The sequence below is a fragment of the Escherichia sp. E14S1 genome (assembly GCF_004211995.1).
Lineage (GTDB): Bacteria > Pseudomonadota > Gammaproteobacteria > Enterobacterales > Enterobacteriaceae > Escherichia.
The window spans coordinates 98,991-117,600 of the sequence record NZ_RHJQ01000008.1; the positions used below are offsets into that span (position 1 = coordinate 98,991).

The window sequence follows — 18,610 nt, forward strand, 5'->3', positions numbered from 1 at the left end:
CAGTGATGCAGCTGCTCGTTATCGACACGACTTACCACCAGGAAAAGCGATGATCGTGCAAAAAGAGCTGGTCGCAATTTACGATTATGAGGTCCCTGTACCTGAAGATCCGTTTTCCTTCAGACTTGAGATCCATAAGTGCTCTGAATTATTTACAGGTTCCGTCTACCGGCAGGAGCGATTCGGGCTACGTCCAACATTTAATGATGCCGACCCGCTAATAAATGATGCGCTGATCTATATAAGAGATAAGTGTATTGGTGAGCGAAAATTACGGGGCGAATCACCAGAAACGGTAATAGCAATTTTTAATCGCGAACTACAGAATATATTCAAACAAGAAATAGAATAATATACTCTAAATAATTCGAGTTGCAGGAAGGCGATAAGCGAGTAAATCCCCAGGAGCTTACTAAAGTAAGTGACTGGAGTGAACGACAAATCCGCATGGAGCGGATTTGAACGCTACTTGTAGCGGCCCCGTAAGGGGTGAGGTCCATGGATGGGCCGAATAACCCGCAGTCGCAGCACATGCAACTTGAAGTATGACGAGTATAGCTTTATTAAAGGGGGAAACGGTATTCCCCCTTAAATGCGTTTCAATTTGCCCGTTACTTCAACAAATCAATCAACCGTAACAGAGCCACTAATAACTCCAGTACGGCAATGAGCACGGTTAACTTTTGTGTCAGCGTGTCCATCCGCTCTCCTTATTAAGGAGCGCAACACCAGTACCTTACCCTTACACTGCCTGTCGATACTGGTTTACGTATGTTGAGTCGCCATGTTGCACTCCGGATCAGGGCACCACCTGCGGCACCACTCGTCCGGTAGCCAGGACTTGAAATTGGTTCGATCCGGCGCAACTTCCCAACAGTCAGGATTATAAATCTCATTATCTTAATTGCAACACGGTCCAGAGGTGGTTATAATTCGTTCGTTGAGATGCCATGTTGCACTATCAGTAACTTAACATCAAAGTAGTAAATAAAAGAACCTGCCTCACCAGCAGGTTTTTTTATTTACTGTGATCTGCTTTCCAGATATTTTCCGCTCAAACAACTAATGCGGCAAACATTTATTTCGCGTAAAATATCGTTTATTTCATTAATACATTTCAGGGATGAATACATGTCACCGCAGAATAATCATCTGCAGCGTCCGCCTGCTGCTGTGTTATACGCCGTTGAACTGGCAAAATTAAAGCAAAATGATAACGCACCTTGCCCGCCCGGTTGGCAGTTAAGTTTGCCTGCAGCCCGTGCTTTTATCCTTGGCGACGAAGCGCAAAATATTAGCCGTAAAGTCGTGATTAGTCCCTCCGCTGTCGAACGTATGTTAGTCACTCTTGCCACCGGACGCGGTTTGATGTTGGTGGGAGAACCTGGCACCGCAAAATCGCTCCTGTCTGAATTACTGGCAACCGCTATTAGCGGCGATGCCGGGTTAACTATTCAGGGCGGCGCATCTACCACCGAAGATCAAATCAAGTACGGCTGGAACTACGCCCTGCTTATCAACCATGGCCCGTCAACGGAAGCGCTGGTCCCTGCCCCGCTTTACCAGGGAATGCGCGACGGCAAAATTGTCCGTTTTGAAGAGATAACGCGTACACCGCTGGAAGTACAAGACTGTCTGTTAGGTATGCTTTCTGACAGGGTGATGACGGTGCCGGAACTCACTGGTGAAGCCAGTCAGCTCTATGCGCGAGAAGGCTTTAATATTATTGCCACTGCCAATACCCGCGATCGCGGCGTCAATGAAATGAGTGCCGCGCTAAAGCGTCGCTTCGATTTTGAAACGGTTTTTCCGATTATGGATTTCGCCCAGGAGCTGGAGCTGGTCGCCAGTGCTTCGGCGCGTTTGCTGGCCCATAGCGGTATTCCGCATAAAGTGCCTGACGCGGTACTGGAGTTACTGGTACGCACTTTCCGCGACTTGCGTGCCAACGGCGAAAAGAAAACGTCAATGGATACACTAACAGCGATTATGTCCACTGCTGAAGCCGTGAACGTGGCCCACGCTGTGGGCGTCCGCGCCTGGTTTTTAGCGAATCGCGCGGGGGAGCCAGCCGACCTGGTGGACTGTATTGCCGGAACCATCGTCAAAGATAACGAAGAAGATCGCGCTCGTCTGCGCCGTTACTTCGAACAGCGTGTCGCCACACATAAAGAAGCTCACTGGCAGGCTTATTATCAAGCCCGCCACCGCCTGCCGTGAGGAAAGAGCATGAGCGAGCCGTTAATTGCCGGCATCCGGCATCATAGTCCGGCCTGCGCCCGGCTGGTGAAATCGTTAATCGAAAGCCAGCGCCCGAGATACGTGTTGATTGAAGGCCCGGCTGATTTTAATGACCGGGTAGACGAACTGTTTTTAGCCCACCAGCTTCCGGTAGCTATTTACAGTTATTGCCAGTATCAGGACGGTGCGGCCCCCGGGCGTGGTGCCTGGACGCCATTTGCTGAATTTTCGCCGGAGTGGCAGGCGCTACAAGCCGCACGTCGTATTCAGGCACAAACTTACTTCATTGATTTGCCTTGCTGGGCGCAAGGTGAAGAAGAGGACGATTCGCCTGATACGCAAGAGGAAAGCCAGACCTTGCTGCTGCGTGCCACCCGCATGGATAACAGCGACACCCTGTGGGATCGCTTGTTCGAAGATGAAAGCCAGCAAACTGCATTACCCTCTGCACTGGCGCGCTATTTTGCCCAACTGCGGGGCGACGCCTCCGGCGATGTGCTCAATCGTCAGCGCGAAGCCTTTATGGCCCGCTGGATTGGATGGGCGATGCAGCAAAACAATGGCGACGTGTTAGTCGTCTGCGGCGGCTGGCACGCTCCTGCACTGGCAAAAATGTGGCGAGAATGTCCGCAGGAAATTAACAAGCCAGAATTGCCCTCGCTGGCAGATGCCGTTACAGGTTGCTATCTCACGCCATACAGTGAAAAGCGCCTTGATGTGCTGGCTGGATACCTTTCCGGTATGCCTGCCCCGGTCTGGCAAAACTGGTGCTGGCAGTGGGGCTTGCGGCAGGCGGGAGAACAACTGCTAAAAACGGTTCTTACCCGTTTGCGCCAGCACCACTTGCCTGCTTCAACCGCTGATATGGCTGCCGCTCATCTGCATGCGATGGCACTGGCACAGTTGCGGGGTCATACACTACCGTTACGCACTGACTGGCTGGATGCTATAGCAGGATCGCTGATTAAAGAAGCCTTGAACGCGCCGTTGCCGTGGAGCTATCGCGGCGTTATTCATCCCGATACCGATCCGATTCTGGTTACGTTGATAGACATATTAGCGGGTGACGGATTCGGTAAACTGGCCCCCTCCACGCCACAACCGCCTCTGCCAAAAGATGTCACCTGCGAACTGGAACGTACCGGAATCACTCTTCCGACTGAGCTTACCTTAAATCGCTTTACCTCCGATGGGCTGGCACAAAGTCAGGTGTTACATCGGCTGGCAATACTGGAGATTCCCGGCATTGTGCGCCAGCAGGGAAGTACACTGACACTTGCAGGCAACGGTGAAGAACACTGGAAATTAACCCGCCCGCTTAGCCAACATGCGGCATTGATTGAGGCCGCCTGTTTTGGTGCCACACTCCAGGAAGCCGCACGCAATAAATTAGAAGCCAATATGCTGGAGGCGGGTGGAATCGGCAGTATCACCACATGTCTTAGCCAGGCGGCGTTAGCGGGTCTGGCGTCCTTCAGTCAACAATTACTGGAGCAACTCACATTATTAATCGCCCAGGAAAATCAATTTGCCGAAATGGGCCAGGCGCTGGAAGTGCTATATGCCTTATGGCGGCTGGATGAAATTAGCGGTATGCAAGGCGCGCAGATATTACAAACGACGTTATGCGCGGCTATCGATCGCACGCTGTGGCTGTGTGAATCTAACGGAAGACCGGATGAAAAGGAGTTTCACGCTCACCTGCATAGCTGGCAAGCGTTGTGTCATATCCTGCGCGATCTACATAGCGGTGTGCAACTCCCCGGCGTTTCTCTTTCTGCGGCGGTGACCTTACTGGAGCGCCGCAGTCAGGCGATTCATGCCCCGGCACTGGATCGCGGTGCGGCTCTTGGCGCACTGATTCGTCTGGAACATCCCAACGCCAGTGCCGAAGCGGCGTTGACGATGCTGACGCAGTTATCTCCGGCACAATCCGGCGAGGCGCTGCACGGTTTGCTGGCGCTGGCCCGCCATCAACTGGCCTGTCAGCCTGCATTTATCGCCGGTTTCAGCAGTCATTTAAATCAACTAAGTGACGCCGATTTTATCAACGCCCTGCCCGATTTACGCGCGGCGATGGCCTGGCTACCGCCACGAGAACGCGGGACGCTGGCGCATCAGGTGCTTGAGCATTATCAACTGGCGCAACTTCCCGTTTCGGCGCTGCAAATGCCGTTGCATTGCCCACCGCAAGCCATTGCACATCATCAACAACTCGAACAGCAGGCACTGGCATCGCTGCAACACTGGGGAGTTTTCCATGTCTGAACTGAACGATCTTCTGACCACCCGTGAGCTACAACGCTGGCGATTGATTCTTGGCGAAGCGGCAGAAACGACGCTTTGTGGACTGGATGACAACGCCCGACAAATAGACCACGCGCTGGAGTGGCTGTACGGGCGCGATCCTGAACGGATCCAGCGTGGTGAACGTTCCGGCGGATTAGGTGGCTCAAATCTCACCACGCCTGAGTGGATCAACAGTATTCACACGCTGTTTCCGCAACAGGTAATTGAGCGGCTGGAAAGCGATGCCGTGCTGCGCTACGGCATTGAAGATGTGGTGACGAATCTCGACGTGCTGGAACGTATGCAGCCTTCTGAAAGCCTGCTACGCGCCGTTTTGCACACCAAACATCTGATGAATCCTGAAGTGCTGGTTGCCGCCCGCCGGATAGTGCGCCAGGTTGTTGAAGAAATTATGGCGCGACTGGCAAAGGAAGTTCGTCAGGCTTTTTCTGGTGTCCGCGATCGCCGTCGCCGTTCATTTATTCCACTGGCGCGTAATTTCGATTTCAGAAGTACTCTGCGCGCCAACCTGCAACACTGGCACCCGCAACATGGCAAGTTGTATATCGAATCCCCCCGCTTTAACAGCCGTATTAAGCGCCACAGTGAACAATGGCAATTGGTCTTACTGGTTGATCAAAGCGGATCGATGGTCGATTCGGTGATCCACTCTGCGGTGATGGCGGCCTGTTTATGGCAGTTACCCGGCATTCGTACCCATCTGGTCGCTTTTGACACCAGCGTGGTTGATCTCACGGCAGACGTTGCCGATCCGGTAGAGTTATTAATGAAAGTACAATTAGGCGGTGGGACCAATATCGCCAGTGCCGTGGAGTATGGTCGGCAACTTATTGAACAACCAGCAAAAAGCGTCATTATTCTCGTGAGCGATTTTTATGAAGGGGGTTCATCATCATTGCTGACGCATCAGGTGAAAAAGTGTGTCCAGAGCGGCATCAAAGTGCTGGGACTGGCAGCGCTCGATAGCACCGCAACACCTTGCTATGACCGCGATATGGCCCAGGCGCTGGTTAATGTCGGCGCACAAATAGCCGCGATGACGCCGGGCGAGCTGGCTACCTGGCTGGCGGAGAATCTTCAATCATGAATTCACTACGCCCGGAATTATTAGAACTGACACCACAGGCACTGACGGCGTTAAGCAATGCCGGTTTTGTTAAGCGCAGCCTTAAGGAACTGGAAAATGGCAATGTTCCAGAAATCAGTCATGAGAACGGCGCTTTAATCGCCACCTTCAGTGACGGTGTCCGTACCCAGCTGACGAACGGTCAGGCACTGAAAGAGGCTCAGTGCACCTGCGGGGCCAGCGGCATGTGCCGCCATCGCGTGATGCTGGTGTTAAGTTATCAACGACTTTGCGCTACCGCCCAGCCCACGGAAAAAGAAGAAGAGTGGGATCCAGCAATCTGGCTGGGAGAGCTGGCAACCCTACCCGATGCCACCCGTAAACGCGCACAGGCGCTGGTCGCTAAAGGCATCACCATTGAGTTGTTCTGTTCGCCAGGAGAGATTCCCTCTGCTCGCTTACCAATGAGTGACGTACGTTTTTATTCCCGCAGCAGTATTCGCTTCGCACGCTGTGATTGCATTGAAGGAACACTTTGCGAACATGTCGTGCTGGCGGTACAGGCCTTTGTCCAGGCCAAAGCGCAGCAAACAGAATTTACCCATTTGATCTGGCAGATGCGCAGCGAGCAAGTTGCCGCGAATGATGACCCATTTGCCAGCAACGAGGGCAACGCGTGTCGTCAATATGTTCAGCAATTAAGCCAGGCATTATGGCTTGGCGGTATCAGCCAGCCGCTCATCCATTACGAGGCAGCATTCAACCGCGCATTGCAGGCGGCAGAGACCTGCAACTGGCGCTGGGTGAGTGAATCAATACGACAGCTACGGGCAAGCGTTGATGCCTTCCACGCCCGCGCCAGCCACTACCACGCCGGAGAATGCTTGCGTCAGCTTGCGGCGTTAACCAGTCGCTTGAACAGTGCACAAGAAATGGCACGCCGCGACAGTGTTGGTGAAATTCCTCCCATGCCGTGGCGCACGGTGGTTGGCGCAGGCATTGCCGGAGAAGCAAAGCTTGATCATCTGCGGCTGGTGTCGCTAGGTATGCGTTGCTGGCAGGATATTGAGCAGTATGGTTTACGCATCTGGTTCACCGATCCCGACACCGGCAGTATTTTGCACCTTTCGCGCAGTTGGCCGAGAAGCGAACAGGAAAACTCACCGGCAGCCACACGTCGGCTGTTTAGTTTTCAGGCTGGCGCACTGGCAGGTGGGCAAATTGTTTCACAAGCCGCGCGTCGCAGTGCCGAAGGCGAGCTGCTGTTAGCTACTCGCAACCGCTTAAGCAGTGTTGTCCCACTGTCGCCTGATGCCTGGCAAATGCTGGGGGCGCCGTTGCGCCAGCCCGGCATTGAAGCTTTGCGGGAATACTTACACTTGCGCCAGCCAGTCTGCGTCCGGCCGCTTAATCAGGTGGATAATTTATTTATTCTGCCGGTGGCGGAGTGTATTTCGCTGGGATGGGACAGCAGCCGCCAGACGCTGGATGCGCAGGTGATTAGCGGCGAAGGTGAAAATAATGTGCTGACGTTATCGCTGCCAGCCTCTGCCTGTGCCCCCTTTGCGGTTGAACGCATGGCGGCGCTTTTGCAGCAGACGGATGATCCCGTGAATCTGGTTTCTGGGTTTGTCCGTTTTGTCGACGGGCAGTTAACGCTGGAGCCGCGGGTAATGATGACGCTAACCCGCGCCTGGGCGCTGGACGCTGAAACTGCGCCTGTTGCAGCACTACCTTCTGCCAACGTTCTTCCTGCGCCATCCACCGCGCATCAGTTGCTGATGCGCTGCCAGACATTGCTCATTCAACTGCTACATAACGGTTGGCACTATCAGGAACAAAGCGCTATTGGTCAGGCCGAATTGCTGGCGAATGAACTTACCGCAGTGGGTTTTTATCGGCTGGCGCATGTGTTGGCACAATTGCGTAACCCGGAATGCGATTCAAGGGTAGAAGCATTGAATAACTGTGTTTTACTTTGCGAGCAGTTATTACTGATGCTTGAGTAACAAGGAGGGCAAGATGCTTTTTATTAAGAGTTCTACTCCATTTCCGGACTGCTCAAAACAAGGTATAAAGCATATTCTATAGCGCCCTGGTGAGAGTCACCAGTTTCCTGATTTTGATAAAATGGAGTTTTACATGAAGGCTTTCAACAAGCTGTTTTCCCTCGTTGTTGCATCTGTTCTGGTTTTCTCTCTCGCAGGCTGCGGTGACAAAGAAGAATCTAAGAAATTTAGCGCTAACCTGAACGGTACTGAAATTGCCATTACTTATGTCTACAAAGGCGACAAAGTGATTAAGCAATCTTCAGAAACCAAAATTCAGTTTGCAACCATTGGTGCAACCACCAAAGAAGATGCAGCTAAGAAACTTGAGCCATTAAGCGCCAAATACAAAAACATTCCGGGCGTTGAAGAAAAATTAACCTATACCGATACTTACGCGCAGGAAAATGTAAATATCGATATGGAAAAAGTTGATCTGAAAGCCCTGCAGGGCATTTCCGGTATCAAGATGGGTGATGAAGATACCAGCAAAGGTGTCAGCATGAAGCAGATTGAACTGGTCATGGCTGCTGCTGGTTTTAAAGAAGTGAAATAATCTGTCGGCGGCCATGTTCTTGCATGGCCGCCATCTCGCCTTAGCTTTTCTTCACATGCTGGCGCGCTGCCAGTCCACGCAGAAAATAACGCAAGAATTGATCGCCGCATTCGCGGAAGTTTTTATGATCCGGGGCACGCATCATTGCAGTAATTTCCGGCATGGAAACGCGGAACTGCTGTTCGGTCAGGATCGCCAGAATGTCATCGGTTTTAAGCGAAAACGCGATGCGTAATTTTTTCAGCACGATGTTGTTATTAATGCGACGTTCCGGCTCCAGTGCCGGTGCGGACTCATCCCTGCCGCGTTTTTCGTAAATCAAACCATTCAGGAATGAAGACAAAACAATGTCCGGACAACGCTGAAAACCCTCTTCGTCTTCTTTACGTAGCCAGACGGCGATCTGTTCCGCGGTGGCTTCAACATTAGCCAGCGCCAGGATACGCACCAGGTCATTATTGTTGGCTTTCAAAATGTAGCGCACGCTGCGCAGAATATCGTTACTTAGCATGAGGCCTTCGGGTGTTAATGAGGCAAAAAGCCATTTTAGCAGTCTTTTACAGGCCAATCGCCTCTTTTAAACTTTTCAGATAACGGCGGCTGACAGGGACGGTTAATCCATTACGCAAAATCAACTCAGCCTGACCGTTATCTTCCAGGCGAATCTCCTGTAAATGCGCGAGGTTAACCAGATACTGTCGATGGCAGCGCAGTAGCGGTGTGCGGCTCTCCAGCGTGCGCAAAGTTAATTCTGTGAAGCCCTCTTTCCCTTCCTGGCTGATAACGTAAACACCGCTCATTCGACTACTAACAAACGCCACGTCTTTCATTTGCAGCAAATAAATACGACTATGACCGGTACAAGGGATAAATTTCAGCGCCTGCTGATTTTCCGGTAACAGTGAAACATCCTGCTTGCTGCGCTCCTGTCGCAAACGCACCAGTGTTTTCTCCAGCCGCGCTTCATCAATCGGCTTCAATAGATAATCAAAGGCATGTTCTTCAAAGGCTTTAATAGCGTATTCGTCAAACGCGGTGAGAAAAACGATATATGGGCGATGTTCCGGGTCAAGCATGCCCACCATTTCCAGACCGCTGATACGCGGCATCTGGATATCGAGAAACAGCACATCCGGGCGCAGTTTATGCACCGCGCCGATCCCTTCTACGGCGTTTGAACATTCGCCGACAATTTCAATATCACTCTGCTCCTGCAGAAACACACGCAGGTTTTCCCGTGCTAACGGTTCATCATCGACAATTAAGACTTTAATCATGCCTCATCCCTCCATGGCAGTCGTAACGTTATTCGGGTGTAACTATCAGGCTCACAGGCGACGCTTATCCCATAGTCATCGCCAAACCGTTCACGTAAACGCTTATCCACCAGATTCATCCCCAGCCCGCTGGCATTGGTTGCCGGTTGATACAAACCGGCATTGTCTTCGATCTCCAGCATTAAATGTTGCCCCTCACGTCGGGCGCTAATTGCCACTCTCCCCGTATCCAGGAGTTGTGATGTCCCATGTTTAATGGCGTTTTCCACTATCGGTTGTAGGGTAAACGCGGGCAATTGCTGCTGAGATAACGCCTCCGGAATAGAAATGTTGACCTGCAACCGAGACTGGAAGCGCGCCTTTTCAATTTGCAGATAAGCATTCACATGTTCAATTTCGTCGGCGAGAGTAACAAACTCCGAGGGCCGCTTTAAGTTTTTGCGGAAAAAAGTGGAAAGATACTGCACCAGCTGACTGGCCTGTTCGCTGTCACGGCGGATCACGGCTTTGATGGTGTTAAGCGCATTAAACAAAAAATGGGGATTGACCTGGGCGTGAAGCAGTTTGATCTCTGACTGGGTGAGCATCGCTTTTTGCCGCTCATACTGCCCGGCGAGGATCTGCGCCGAAAGCAGTTGTGCAATCCCCTCCCCCAGCGTGCGGTTGATCGAGCTGAACAGCCGATTTTTAGCTTCATACAATTTGATGGTACCCATCACCCGCTGATTTTCACCACGCAGAGGGATCACCAGCGTTGAGCCTAACTTGCACTGTGGATGCAAAGAGCAACGATAGGGCACTTCGTTGCCATCGGCGTAAACCACTTCTCCGGTTTCAATGGCTTTTAAGGTATAAGCCGAAGAAATCGGTTTGCCGGGTAAATGATGGTCGTCGCCAATACCAGTAAAAGCCAACAGTTTCTCGCGATCGGTAATCGCTACCGCGCCAATATCCAGCTCCTGATACAGCACCTGGGCCACCTTCATGCTGTTCACTTCGTTAAAGCCCTGGCGCAAAATGCCTTCCGTCGAGGCCGCAACTTTCAGCGCGGTAGCGGAAAAAGCCGAGGTGTATTTTTCAAACATCGCGCGCTTATCGAGCAAAATGCGCATAAACAGCGCCGCGCCCACGGTGTTGGTTACCATCATCGGCGCAGCGATATTACTCACCAGACGCACCGCATCTTCATAAGGCCGGGCAATCGCTAGGATGATCAGCATTTGCACCATTTCCGCGACGAACGTGACGGCACCAGCGGTAATGGGGTTAAAGACTTTATCGGTACGCCCGCGGCGGATCAGGATGCTATGTACCAGCCCGCCGAGCAATCCTTCGACGATCGTCGAGATCATGCAACTCAGCGCGGTCATGCCCCCCATTGAGTATCGATGTAATCCTCCGGTCAACCCAACCAACCCGCCTACGACTGGGCCGCCGAGTAAGCCGCCCATCACCGCGCCAATCGCTCGCGTATTAGCAATCGAGTCGTCGATGTGTAACCCGAACCAGGTGCCCATGATGCAGAAGATGGAAAAGACGATATAGCAGAGAAATTTATGCGGCAGACGAACAGTGACCTGCATTAACGGTATGAATAATGGCGTTTTACTCATCAACCACGCAATAACCAGAAAAACGCACATCTGCTGAAGCAGCAGCAACACCAGATTAAAATCGTACATACCCGCAAACCACACGTCCCTTTAAAACGCGTAACATACATTGCTCACGTTCAACTTTCTTTGAACTGTTGCAGAAAAATGAAAAATCGTGAGTACGATCACTCAAAACAACTTGGCAAAAACAAAATCATCCTAATCGAGATCAAAAAACGGCCAAAACTACCTGGTTCATAAAAGAACGTCTACAGTTATGCTGGGACCTCGCAAGCAAGGGTGGGACGATGGCGCTTTACACGATTGGTGAAGTGGCGTTGCTTTGTGATATCAACCCTGTCACGTTACGCGCGTGGCAGAGGCGTTATGGGCTGTTAAAACCGCAGCGCACAGACGGCGGTCATCGCCTGTTCAACGATGCCGATATCGACCGGATCCGGGAGATCAAACGCTGGATCGACAACGGTGTGCAGGTCAGCAAAGTTAAAATGCTACTCAGTAATGAGAATGTTGATGTGCAGAACGGCTGGCGCGATCAGCAAGAAACTCTGCTTAGTTACCTGCAAAGTGGCAACCTGCAAAGTCTGCGAATGTGGATCAAAGAGCGTGGTCAGGATTATCCCGCCCAGACGCTCACCACACATCTGTTCATTCCTCTGCGCCGACGGCTTCAGTGCCAACAACCGACTCTCCAGGCACTGCTGGCGATTCTGGACGGCGTACTGATCAACTACATCGCCATTTGCCTGGCTTCGGCACGTAAAAAACAGGGCAAAGATGCGCTGGTGGTTGGCTGGAATATTCAGGATACCACTCGTCTGTGGCTGGAGGGCTGGATTGCCAGTCAACAAGGATGGCGCATTGATGTCCTCGCCCACTCGCTCAATCAACTACGCCCTGAACTGTTCGAAGGCCGTACATTGCTGGTGTGGTGCGGCGAAAATCGAACCTCCGCCCAACAGCAGCAACTCACCAGTTGGCAGGAACAAGGGCATGATATTTTCTCACTCGGCATTTAATGATTCGTTAACAAATGCGCTTTACTGTACAATCCTTTCGTTAACATAAGGAGTGCATTATGCGCATAGCTAAAATTGGGGTTATCGCCCTGTTCCTGTTTATGGCGTTAGGCGGTATCGGTGGCGTAATGCTCGCAGGTTATACCTTTATTTTGCGTGCTGGCTAAGCGCCTGCACCAGCCGTTCAAACAGGCGGTCTACGATGATCGCCGCCAGTGCCACCAGTAACGCCCCCTGAATCACATACGCGGTATTAAATCCGCTAAGCCCGATGATGATGGGCGTACCCAGCGTACTGGCCCCAACCGTTGAGGCAATGGTCGCCGTGCCAATGTTGATAATTACTGAAGTCCGCACGCCTGCCAGAATCACCGGCGAAGCCAGCGGTAACTCGACTTTGCGCAGTCGCTGACTACGGCTCATTCCCATGCCTTTGGCAACTTCGGTCACGCTGGCATCAATCGATCCCAACCCGGCAAGTGTCGCCTGCAAGATGGGTAGCACGCCGTAAAGGATCAGCGCGATAATCGCCGGTTGCTGACCAAAGCCGATTACCGGAACGGCAATCGCCAGCACCGCGACGGGCGGAAAAGTCTGCCCAACGGCGGCAATAGTTTCCACCAGTGGGCGAAATTCCGCGCCCCACGGGCGAGTGACAGCAATTCCGGCACCAGTGCCAATGATCACCGCAAACAAACTCGAAATTCCCACCAACCAGAAATGGGCCAGCGCCAGGGCTGCAAAGCTTTCTTGCTGATAAACGGGCCTCGGCAGTTGCGGAAATAAAGCACCGAACAGCGGCTGGCTGTAAGGCAGCCAGAAGATCAGTGCCACAAACAGAGCAATGAGCCAGAACAGCGGATCGCGCAATATCTTCATTCGATTACGCCTCCACCAGCAGATCCTGAAAATGCAGCGTGCCGCAAGGCTGGCCCTGCGTGTTGACCACCGGCAGCACTTCGCATCCCCGCGCAACAAACAGGGAGAGCGCATCGCGTAGCGTCATCTCTTCTGCCAGCGCCTCACCTTCAGCCCGTTCTTCGCGGCGCACGTAATCCGCTACGCTACGCAATGACAACAGACGCACACCCAGTTCGCTGCGCCCAAAAAACTGGCGGACAAAATCGTTTGCCGGACGAGTCAGCATCGCCAGCGGATTGCCCTGCTGCACCACTTCACCGTGATCCATTAACACCAGATGTTCTGCCAGCCGTAGTGCTTCATCAATATCATGAGTGACCAGCACAATGGTGCGCCCCAGCAAACGGTGAATGCGCGTCATCTCTTGTTGCAACGCGCCGCGCGTTACCGGGTCCAGCGCGCCAAAGGGTTCATCCATCAGTAAGACTTGCGGATCGGCAGCCAACGCGCGCGCCACTCCCACACGTTGCTGCTGACCGCCGGAAAGCTGATGCGGATAACGCTCACGCAAATTCGGTTCCAGCCCCAGTAACGCCATTAGTTCGTCGATACGATCGTCAATCCGCGCCCGCGACCATTTTTGTAATTGCGGCACGGTGGCGATGTTTTGCGCCACGCTCCAGTGGGGAAACAGGCCAATAGATTGAATGGCATAGCCCATCCGGCGGCGCAACTCCAGCACTGGCAGCGAACGAATTTCTTCTCCGGCAAAGCGGATCACTCCGCTGTCATGCTCCACCAGGCGGTTAATCATTTTCAGGGTGGTGGATTTACCGGAGCCAGATGTACCGATCAGCACCGAAAAACTCCCTTCCTGAAAATTGAGATTGAGATCGTTAACGGCTTTTTGTGCGCCGAACAGTTTGCTTACATGGCTAAATTCAATCATTACGTTTCACCTTCAGCAGTGCGATAAGCAAATCGAACAGCGCGTCGATCAGCACCGCCAGTACAATTACCGGGCTCACCCCCAGCAACACTAAATCAATGGCACTGCTTAACAGCCCCTGGAAAACCAACGCCCCAAAGCCACCCGCACCAATTAACGCCGCAATCACCGCCATACCGACGGTCTGCACCATCACCACCCGCAGGCTGCGCAGAAATACTGGCAGCGCCAGCGGTAACTGGACATGCAGGAAACGCTGCGCCCCGCTCATACCCATCGCTGTGGCGCTCTCCAGCACATCACGCGGGATCTGGTTCAAGCCGACTACCACGCCGCGCACCAGAGGCAGCAAAGCATAGAGCACCAGCGCTATCAGTGCTGGCGTCATGCCTGTTCCTGCCACACCAAGCGTACCCAGCAACGGAAAGGCAGTAACCAGCGCGGCAAGCGGCGCAATCAACAGGCCAAAAAGCGCCACCGAAGGCACGGTCTGAATGACATTGAGCAGAGAAAAAATCGCCCCCTGCCGCGCAGTGGAAAAGTAGCACCAGACGCCCAGCGGCACGCCAATCACTAACGCAGGCAGCACCGCACCAAACAGCAACATCAGATGTTGTGTCAGCGCGTCGTCAAACACATCCTGACGGTTGGCGTATTCTTTCATTAGCGAGAGATCGTTAAGCGCGCCGGAGTACAGCAACCACAGCGGAATGATGGCAATCTGCATATGCAACAACCAGCGCCACAGCGGATGCGTGGAGATTCGGCGGATGGCATCGCTACAGGCCAGCAATGCCAGCGCCGCAGCCAGCCAGAAACCACTGCCGAGGCTGGTACGCGCCAGCGCACTGCCATTTTGCGCCAGTTGTGTCGCCGCCTTTCCAGCTCCCCACACCAGCAATACGAAGACGAATTGCGCCAGAATGAGTGCAAAAATGCTGCCTTTTCTACCGGGAATAAAACAGGCAGTCAGCCAGGCGCAACCAACGCCCACCAGCATCCAGATCGTTTGTGACCACAGTTGCCAGAGATAACGTCCCTCACCAGAGACTAACCTGTTAGGTGCATAGCTGATAAACGGCAGCGCCGCTGCGATTGCCGTCAGCAACAGCAGCAGCGCCAGAACAGGATTAATACGTAGATAAGACACGGGAAATTACTTCGTCCACCCTTTTTGTTTCAGATAGTCGGCAGCCACTTTTTTGGCATCCAGTCCTTCCACAGCAATGCTGGCATTCAGTTTTTGTAACGTTTTTTCATCGAGGCTGGCGAAGACTGGCTGTAGCCACTGTGCCATTTGCGGATACTCTTTCAACACCGACTCACGCACCACTGGTGCAGGTGCGTAGATCGGTTGAACACCCTGCGGATCGCTTAAGGTTTGCAGCCCCAGCGCCGCGACCGGGCCGTCAGTGCCGTAAGCCATCGCCGCATTAACGCCAGAGGTTTGCTGGGCAGCGGCTTTGATCGTCACCGCCGTGTCGCCACCGGCCAGTGACAGCAACTGATCCTGATCGAGTTTAAAGCCATAGGCTTTTTCAAAAGCGGGTAACGCATCGGCGCGTTCGATAAACTCTGCCGAGGCTGCCAGTTTGAAGGTGCCGCCCTCTTTCAGATAACGGCTCAGGTCGGCAAGCGAAGTGAGTTTGTTTTTCTCTGCCACATCCTGGCGCACGGCGATGGTCCAGGTGTTATTCGCAGGTGCGGGCGTCAGCCAGATTAACTTGTTTTGCTCCGCATCGAGCTTTTTGACTTTCTCGTAGCCCTGCCCGGCATTTTTCCACGCTGCATCGTTTTCATCTTTAAAGAAGAAAGCACCATTGCCGGTATATTCCGGATAGATATCCAGTTCGCCGGAAGTAATTGCCCCGCGCACCACGGGTGTCGTTCCTAACTGGACTTTATTCACCGTCGGTACGCCGTGGCTTTCGAGTACCTGCAAGATGATGTTGCCGAGTAGTGCGCCTTCAGTATCGATTTTCGAACCGACTTTAACGGGGGAAGCCGCCTGTAGCGGCAGGCTCACGGCTGCCAACATAACCAGTGAACCCGCCCAGAGCTTTGAGAGTGGCATGATGCTTTCCTCATTCTTTTACTGTTGTTTTCAGCGAATTAAGAGAAAAGCATAGTTGATAATGGCGGGGTTAGCCTGAGCGGAAGGATTCAGTTGCAGAATCAGATAAATACTTAAAGGGCATATCTTGCCCGGTGTATCTTGCCGGATGCGGCGCTACAAAGGGTGAAAATTAAACAAGTTGCAAACACACCCTGTAGGCCTGATAAGCGCAGCGCATCAGGCAAAGGGCGCAAATTTCGCGCCCTTACTAAAGCATTACAGCAACTCAAACTCGCCTTTCTTAACGCGTGCGGAATCAGTGCCGATAAAGACATTGAACTTACCAGGCTCGGCATCATACTTCATCTGCTGATTCCAGAACTTCAGCGCCTCAATATCGATTGGGAAGCTGACGGTCTGAGTTTCGCCCGGTTTCAGGGTGATTTTCTCAAAACCTTTCAGCTGCTTCACCGGACGACTCATGGAAGCCGTCACATCCTGCAGGTACATCTGAATCACCGTTGCCCCTTCGCGTTTTCCGGTGTTCGTCACCTGCACGCTGGCGGTCACTTTACCGTCACGCTTCATGGTCGGCGCAGAAAGTTTCACATCAGAGACGGTAAAAGTGGTGTAGCTCAGACCATAGCCGAACGGATAAAGCGCCCCGTTAGCTTCATCAAAATAGCGCGAAGTGTATTTGTTCGGCTTGTCGGCATTATACGGACGACCGGTATTCAGATGGCTGTAGTAAACCGGGATCTGCCCGACAGAACGCGGGAAGGACATCGGCAGCTTACCGGACGGGTTGTAATCACCAAACAACACATCGGCAATCGCATTACCCCCTTCCGTACCCGCAAACCAGGTTTCCAGAATCGCGTCGGCCTGCTGATCTTCTTTCACCAACGCCAGCGGGCGACCGTTCATCAGCACCAGCACCAGCGGTTTTCCGGTGGCTTTCAGCGCCGCAATCAAATCGCGCTGGCTTTGCGGAATAGTGATATCGGTCCGGCTGGAGGCTTCGTGCGCCATCCCTTGGGCTTCACCGACCACAGCCACTACCACATCAGATTGTTTCGCCGTCTGCACCGCTTCATCAATCATCTCTTGCGGTGAGCGCGGATCGACTTTGACTGCTTCTTCATACTGATTCAGGAAATCGATAATACCTTTGTCACTGGTGACGTTCGCCCCTTTGGCATACAGCACCTTGCCGTTTTCCCCGACGGCATTTTTAATCCCGGTGAGTACAGTCACGGATTGATCGGCAACACCAGCTGCGGACCAACTGCCCATCACGTCACGTTTGCTGTCCGCCAGTGGACCAACCACCGCAATGGTTGCCGACTTTTTCAGCGGCAGGGTTTCAAGGCGGTTTTTCAGCAACACCAGGCTTTCGCGCGCTACTTCACGTGCTTCTTTGCGGTGCAGGCGGCTTTCGGCATTGGTATCAACCGGGTCAGACTCTTTCGGACCAAGATGGCTGTATGGGTCGTTAAATAACCCCATATCATATTTAACGTTCAGTACATGGCGGGCAGCGTCGTCCAGCTCTTCCATCGTCACTTTGCCGGACTTGATCAACCCAGGCAGATACTTCGAGTAATACTCGTCACTCATGCTCATGTTGATCCCGGACTTAAGCGCCACGCGCACCGCATCTTCCGGGTCTGCCGCCGTGCCATGTTTAATCAGCTCTTTGATTGCACCGTGATCGGAAACCGTGATGCCTTTAAAGCCCCACTGGTCGCGCAGAACATCTTTCAGCAGCCAGGAATCAGAAGTTGCAGGCGTGCCGTTGAGTGAGTTCAGCGCCACCATCACCGCGCCGCTGCCTGCGTCCAGCCCCGCTTTGTACGGCGGCATATAGTCATTAAACAGGCGCTGCGGGCTCATATCGACGGTGTTGTACTCTTTACCGCCTTCAACCGCACCGTAAGCAGCAAAGTGTTTGACGCTGGTCATCACCGAGTAGCGATCTGCCGGGCTTTTACCCTGCATCGCTTCAACCATGGTTTTACCCATAATTGAGGTGAGATACGTATCTTCACCAAAACCTTCGGAAGCGCGACCCCAGCGAGGATCGCGCGAGACATCGACCATCGGCGCCCAGGTCATGTTCAGGCCATCGTCCGCCGCTTCATAAGCTGAAACGCGCCCGACGGTTTTCACTGCGTCGAGGTTAAAAGAGGACGCCAGACCGAGGCTAATCGGGAAAACTGTGCGCTGACCGTGCAGCACGTCGTAGGCAAAGAAGAGAGGAATTTTCAGGCGGCTCAGTTCCATCACTTGATCCTGCATGGCGCGGATATCCTGACGTGTTACGGTATTAAAAATCGCTCCCACCTGCCCGTCTTTGATCATCTCGCGGATCGCCTCTTTCGGGTTATCCGGGCCGACGCTGATTAGGCGCAGCTGACCAATTTTCTCATCAACCGTCATTTTCTTGAGCAGCTCGGTGACGAACGCATCCCGCGCTTCGGGCGTTAATGGATGGTTGCCGAATAAATCATCCGCCAGTGCTGGCTGTAGGGCCAGACTCACCGCGATACCTACTGAACATAGCCATTTCATGTGGATTATTCTTCCTCTGTTGCCCGACGTGGCAGCG

At 52.9% G+C, this 18,610-nt stretch carries 16 protein-coding genes and 1 pseudogene; 9 read left to right on the forward strand and 8 right to left on the reverse strand.

Annotated elements, in window-relative coordinates; genetic code table 11:
- Window positions 1–49: 49 nt before the first annotated feature.
- The 7 genes and pseudogenes from D9734_RS09405 to D9734_RS09430 all read left to right on the forward strand — a co-directional run bounded on the left by D9734_RS09405 (window position 50) and on the right by D9734_RS09430 (window position 8,221).
- On the forward strand, window positions 50–352 hold the full coding sequence (locus D9734_RS09405) for a hypothetical protein (RefSeq protein ID WP_130207012.1): 303 nt from the start codon (window positions 50–52) through the stop codon (window positions 350–352).
- 168 nt (window positions 353–520) lie between these two features.
- Window positions 521–592: pseudogene (locus tag D9734_RS23520) on the forward strand (hypothetical protein); the annotation flags it as partial.
- 539 nt (window positions 593–1,131) lie between these two features.
- A complete protein-coding gene (locus tag D9734_RS09410; protein WP_001313986.1) occupies window positions 1,132–2,220 on the forward strand; it encodes a MoxR family ATPase in 1,089 nt (362 codons plus the stop codon).
- A gap of 9 nt (window positions 2,221–2,229) precedes the next feature.
- The gene (locus D9734_RS09415; protein ID WP_130207014.1) at window positions 2,230–4,509 is read left to right on the forward strand and encodes a DUF5682 family protein; all 2,280 of its coding nucleotides are present in this window, start codon (window positions 2,230–2,232) and stop codon (window positions 4,507–4,509) included.
- Window positions 4,502–5,638 (forward strand): VWA domain-containing protein, encoded by a 1,137-nt coding sequence (locus D9734_RS09420; protein ID WP_130207016.1) that lies wholly within the window; start codon window positions 4,502–4,504, stop codon window positions 5,636–5,638. The genes D9734_RS09415 and D9734_RS09420 overlap by 8 nt, the downstream gene beginning before the upstream one ends.
- On the forward strand, window positions 5,635–7,626 hold the full coding sequence (locus D9734_RS09425; RefSeq protein WP_130207018.1) for an SWIM zinc finger family protein: 1,992 nt from the start codon (window positions 5,635–5,637) through the stop codon (window positions 7,624–7,626). The genes D9734_RS09420 and D9734_RS09425 overlap by 4 nt, the downstream gene beginning before the upstream one ends.
- Before the next feature lie 133 nt (window positions 7,627–7,759).
- Window positions 7,760–8,221 carry a YehR family lipoprotein gene (locus D9734_RS09430; protein WP_130207020.1) on the forward strand — a complete coding sequence of 154 codons (462 nt, stop codon included), beginning with the start codon at window positions 7,760–7,762 and terminating at the stop codon, window positions 8,219–8,221.
- Between the two features lie 40 nt (window positions 8,222–8,261).
- On the opposite strand, the gene D9734_RS09435 is transcribed toward D9734_RS09430, so the two are convergent.
- Genes D9734_RS09435 through btsS form a run of 3 tightly spaced genes read right to left on the reverse strand, consistent with a single transcriptional unit; the run spans window position 8,262 to window position 11,180 of the window.
- Window positions 8,262–8,732 (reverse strand): DUF1456 family protein, encoded by a 471-nt coding sequence (locus D9734_RS09435; protein ID WP_130207022.1) that lies wholly within the window; start codon window positions 8,730–8,732, stop codon window positions 8,262–8,264.
- A 46-nt stretch (window positions 8,733–8,778) separates the two neighbouring features.
- Window positions 8,779–9,498: a two-component system response regulator BtsR gene (gene btsR, locus D9734_RS09440; protein WP_130207024.1), complete on the reverse strand. Its 720-nt coding sequence runs from the start codon at window positions 9,496–9,498 to the stop codon at window positions 8,779–8,781.
- On the reverse strand, window positions 9,495–11,180 hold the full coding sequence (btsS, locus tag D9734_RS09445; RefSeq protein WP_130207026.1) for a two-component regulatory system sensor histidine kinase BtsS: 1,686 nt from the start codon (window positions 11,178–11,180) through the stop codon (window positions 9,495–9,497). Before btsS ends, btsR begins: the two co-directional genes overlap by 4 nt.
- Before the next feature lie 221 nt (window positions 11,181–11,401).
- On the opposite strand from btsS, the gene mlrA reads away from it, so the two are divergent.
- Window positions 11,402–12,133 (forward strand): HTH-type transcriptional regulator MlrA, encoded by a 732-nt coding sequence (gene mlrA / locus D9734_RS09450; RefSeq protein ID WP_130207028.1) that lies wholly within the window; start codon window positions 11,402–11,404, stop codon window positions 12,131–12,133.
- 59 nt (window positions 12,134–12,192) lie between these two features.
- Window positions 12,193–12,300, forward strand: a complete 108-nt coding sequence (locus tag D9734_RS09455) for a protein YohO (RefSeq protein ID WP_001216963.1) — start codon at window positions 12,193–12,195, stop codon at window positions 12,298–12,300.
- Here D9734_RS09455 and yehW read toward each other — a convergent pair.
- The 5 genes from yehW to bglX form a co-directional block, all read right to left on the reverse strand.
- On the reverse strand, window positions 12,281–13,012 hold the full coding sequence (gene yehW, locus D9734_RS09460; protein ID WP_130207030.1) for a glycine betaine ABC transporter permease YehW: 732 nt from the start codon (window positions 13,010–13,012) through the stop codon (window positions 12,281–12,283). The two genes, D9734_RS09455 and yehW, sit on opposite strands and share 20 nt — an antisense overlap.
- A gap of 4 nt (window positions 13,013–13,016) precedes the next feature.
- Window positions 13,017–13,943, reverse strand: coding sequence for a glycine betaine ABC transporter ATP binding protein YehX (gene yehX, locus D9734_RS09465; protein ID WP_130207032.1), 927 nt, complete (start codon window positions 13,941–13,943; stop codon window positions 13,017–13,019).
- Window positions 13,936–15,093 (reverse strand): glycine betaine ABC transporter permease YehY, encoded by a 1,158-nt coding sequence (gene yehY, locus D9734_RS09470; protein ID WP_130207034.1) that lies wholly within the window; start codon window positions 15,091–15,093, stop codon window positions 13,936–13,938. The genes yehX and yehY overlap by 8 nt, the downstream gene beginning before the upstream one ends.
- 6 nt (window positions 15,094–15,099) lie before the next feature.
- Window positions 15,100–16,017 carry a glycine betaine ABC transporter substrate-binding protein OsmF gene (gene osmF / locus D9734_RS09475; protein WP_130207036.1) on the reverse strand — a complete coding sequence of 306 codons (918 nt, stop codon included), beginning with the start codon at window positions 16,015–16,017 and terminating at the stop codon, window positions 15,100–15,102.
- Between the two features lie 258 nt (window positions 16,018–16,275).
- Window positions 16,276–18,573 carry a beta-glucosidase BglX gene (gene bglX / locus D9734_RS09480; protein ID WP_130207038.1) on the reverse strand — a complete coding sequence of 766 codons (2,298 nt, stop codon included), beginning with the start codon at window positions 18,571–18,573 and terminating at the stop codon, window positions 16,276–16,278.
- Window positions 18,574–18,610 lie beyond the last annotated feature (37 nt).